Below are 2,912 nucleotides of genomic sequence, written 5' to 3'. Positions count from 1 at the left end.
AAAGCAGCTGGTAGTACTCGTAACGGTCGCGATTCAGAAAGCAAACGCCTAGGTGTTAAGCGTTTTGGTGGCGAATCAGTTCTAGCGGGTAGCATCATTGTTCGTCAACGTGGTACTAAGTTCCACGCTGGTGCAAACGTAGGTATCGGTAAAGACCACACTATCTTCGCAAAAGCAGATGGTAAAGTTCAATTCGAACAGAAAGGTCCTTTAAACCGTAAATACGTAAATATCGTAGCTGAGTAATCATCTCGATATTTGAAAAACCCCGCCTTTGCGGGGTTTTTTGTTTTAAGGCACTCGATTATATAGCTAAGCATCTTCGGCACTGTACGAAGATGCTTAGCTATATAATTAGGTGTATAATACAGTTATTAACAAGCCAATCTTAAAGTGAGTAATCATGAAGTTTGTAGATGAAGTGGAAATTCGTTGTGACGCGGGTGATGGCGGCAGCGGTGTCGTATCTTTCCGACGTGAAAAATATGTGCCGGATGGCGGTCCTGATGGCGGCGATGGCGGCGATGGTGGCAGTGTCTATCTACAGGCCGATGAAAACTTAAATACCTTAATTGATTATCAGTTTGAGCGTTTTCATAAAGCAGAGCGTGGCACCAATGGTCACGGTCGCAATATGACCGGTAAGAAGGGCAATGATTTAGTCCTTAAAGTGCCTGTTGGAACCCGTATTACAGATGTTGACACTGAAGAGTCATTAGGTGATTTAACGATGCATGGCCAGAAACTGGTTGTTGCAAAAGGGGGCTTCCATGGCTTGGGGAATGCACGCTTTAAATCAAGTACGAACCGTGCTCCGCGCCAAAAAACATTAGGTACGCCTGGCGAAGTAAGAAATTTACGTTTAGAACTGATGTTACTTGCTGATGTAGGCTTACTGGGGTTACCTAATGCTGGTAAATCAACATTTATTCGCAGCGTATCTGCGGCTAAACCTAAAGTTGCTGACTACCCATTTACAACGCTTATTCCTAATTTAGGGGTTGTGCGTCCTGATGCTAATAAGTCATTTGTCATAGCCGATATTCCAGGATTAATCGAAGGTGCCTCTGATGGAGCGGGTCTTGGTATTCGCTTCTTAAAACACTTAGAGCGTTGTCGTGTGCTGTTACATATCATCGATATTATGCCTGTCGATGGCACTAACCCAGTGGACAATGCGTTTGCGATTGTTAATGAGCTTCATCAGTACAGCCCTAAACTTGCTGATAAGCCGCGTTGGTTAGTGTTTAATAAAATAGATTTGCTGCCAGAAGACGAAGCTGAAGCACTTTGCCAACAAATAGCTGAAGAGCTGGGTGAAGAAACCAATGTTTACCGAATTTCTGCCGCAAACAAGCAAAATACCCAAGCACTTTGCCACGATATCATGGCGTTGCTTGATAGTATGCCGAAAGAAAAATTCGCTGAAGAAGAGAAAGAAGAAGTTGAATTTAAATGGGATACATACCATCAAAAAGCAACGTCGAAAGATGACGACGACGATTGGGATGATTGGGACGATGATGACTACGATGTTGAAGTTATCTACCAACGTTAAAGTTTAAAACGGAAAAGGAGCCTCGCGCTCCTTTTTTATTAATAAGAAAAAAGTATTAAAGGTGTAGTGTGAAAATTTCAATGATTGCTGCAATGGCAAATAATCGTATTATTGGTCAAGACAATCAAATGCCTTGGCATTTGCCTGCCGACTTACAGCACTTTAAACAGGTTACTATGGCTAAACCTGTGATTATGGGACGTAAAACCTTTGAGTCTATAGGTCGACCATTACCAGGGCGTCAAAACATAATTATTAGCCGTAATGCTGATTATAAAGCGGAAGGGATTGAGGTTGTAACGTCTCCAGATGCGGCGCTAGCCCTAGTAAAAGAGGCAGATGAAGTGATGATCATCGGTGGAGGAAATATTTATCAGCAGTTTCTTCCTCACGCAGAGCGACTTTATTTAACCTTCATTGATCTTGATGTAGAGGGAGATACGCAGTTCCCAGATTACGAAAGTGTTGCTAACTGGACAGTTGTCGAGCAGGAAGAGAAACTGCCAGATAACAATAATCCACACCCGTATACTTTTGTTACTTTGTATAAAAAACCTTAACAATATTGCGATAAAATGGTTTGATTGGTACAATAATAGTCAAGCTTGGTAAGCTAAAAGTATTACATAAGGGCAAAATATGATGAAGTTACCAAATATGTTATTAGCCGCAGCAGTTGTTACGGCTTCAGTTGCGTACACAGCACCTGTTAAAGCCGACGATCAACAGTTGGCGCTTTCACTTTGTGAGTACATTGCTGCAGATGATAAGAATCGTTTACGTGATAAACTAAAAAGTTCACGCGTAAAGATCCGTAATATCATCGACGCTTTTAAGTGCAATGACAACAACATGCTTCGTCATGCAATTGTGAGTGGTGCAAACGATACGGGTGAGTATATTGTTAAGCGTTTACCATCTTCTTCATTTGAAGACGGTGCAGACATCGCATGGGCTGAAGCCAATGGCTTTGGTGGCTCGCCAGTTGTTGCTGCTATTAAAGAGCGCGCAGGTCTTTAATAGTAAAGCCAAATAGATTTATAAAAACCGCACTCTGAAGTGACCCCCAATAGTTGGACATTCCAATTACTGGGGGTCTTTTTATGTCCAAACATCATCGAGCTTTTAAGCTCAAAATAGCAGAGCTCGCTTTGTCTGAAAGCTCTTCGACAGTAAGTAACAGATTTAATGTTACAGATAGGCAGGTCCGATATTGGACCGCTATTTATCGAATTCATGGCGCTGAAAGCTTCAGGTCTGTTCACAAACCTTATTCTCAAGCATTTAAGGTAGAAGTGTTAAAAACGATGACAGCAAACAGTTGGTCACTCGGTTATACCAGTGCTTTCTTCGA

5 protein-coding genes are annotated in these 2,912 nt (G+C 42.0%); all 5 read left to right on the top strand.

All coding sequences use genetic code 11. The features are described from left to right. Positions 1-246: 50S ribosomal protein L27 (gene rpmA, locus BWD47_RS19880; protein WP_075594537.1), on the top strand; the 246-nt coding region annotated here is incomplete at its 5' end. Positions 247-403: 157 nt separating this feature from the next. Beyond that, a complete protein-coding gene (cgtA, locus tag BWD47_RS19875) occupies positions 404-1,558 on the top strand; it encodes an Obg family GTPase CgtA (RefSeq protein WP_036965963.1) in 1,155 nt (384 codons plus the stop codon). Positions 1,559-1,638: 80 nt separating this feature from the next. Continuing rightward, positions 1,639-2,118 (top strand): type 3 dihydrofolate reductase, encoded by a 480-nt coding sequence (gene folA, locus BWD47_RS19870; protein WP_036969051.1) that lies wholly within the window; start codon positions 1,639-1,641, stop codon positions 2,116-2,118. Positions 2,119-2,197: 79 nt separating this feature from the next. Continuing rightward, on the top strand, positions 2,198-2,578 hold the full coding sequence (locus tag BWD47_RS19865) for a DUF3718 domain-containing protein (RefSeq protein WP_036965965.1): 381 nt from the start codon (positions 2,198-2,200) through the stop codon (positions 2,576-2,578). Between the two features lie 83 nt (positions 2,579-2,661). Further along, a partial coding sequence (locus BWD47_RS20220) for a helix-turn-helix domain-containing protein (RefSeq protein WP_218640583.1) occupies positions 2,662-2,912 on the top strand: 251 nt, incomplete at its 3' end.

This window comes from Pseudoalteromonas sp. PAB 2.2 (assembly GCF_001938575.1).
In the GTDB taxonomy this organism is placed as follows: domain Bacteria; phylum Pseudomonadota; class Gammaproteobacteria; order Enterobacterales; family Alteromonadaceae; genus Pseudoalteromonas; species Pseudoalteromonas lipolytica.
The sequence above is the reverse complement of the archived record's forward strand: the minus strand, read 5'-3'. Positions and strand labels throughout refer to the sequence as shown.

Bases quoted from the DNA above. Each gene is read 5' to 3' on its own strand.
- cgtA (WP_036965963.1), top strand. From the start codon at position 404: ATGAAGTTTGTAGATGAAGTGGAAATTCGTTGTGACGCGGGTGATGGC.
- folA (WP_036969051.1), top strand. From the start codon at position 1,639: ATGATTGCTGCAATGGCAAATAATCGTATTATTGGTCAAGACAATCAA.
- BWD47_RS19865 (WP_036965965.1), top strand. From the start codon at position 2,198: ATGATGAAGTTACCAAATATGTTATTAGCCGCAGCAGTTGTTACGGCT.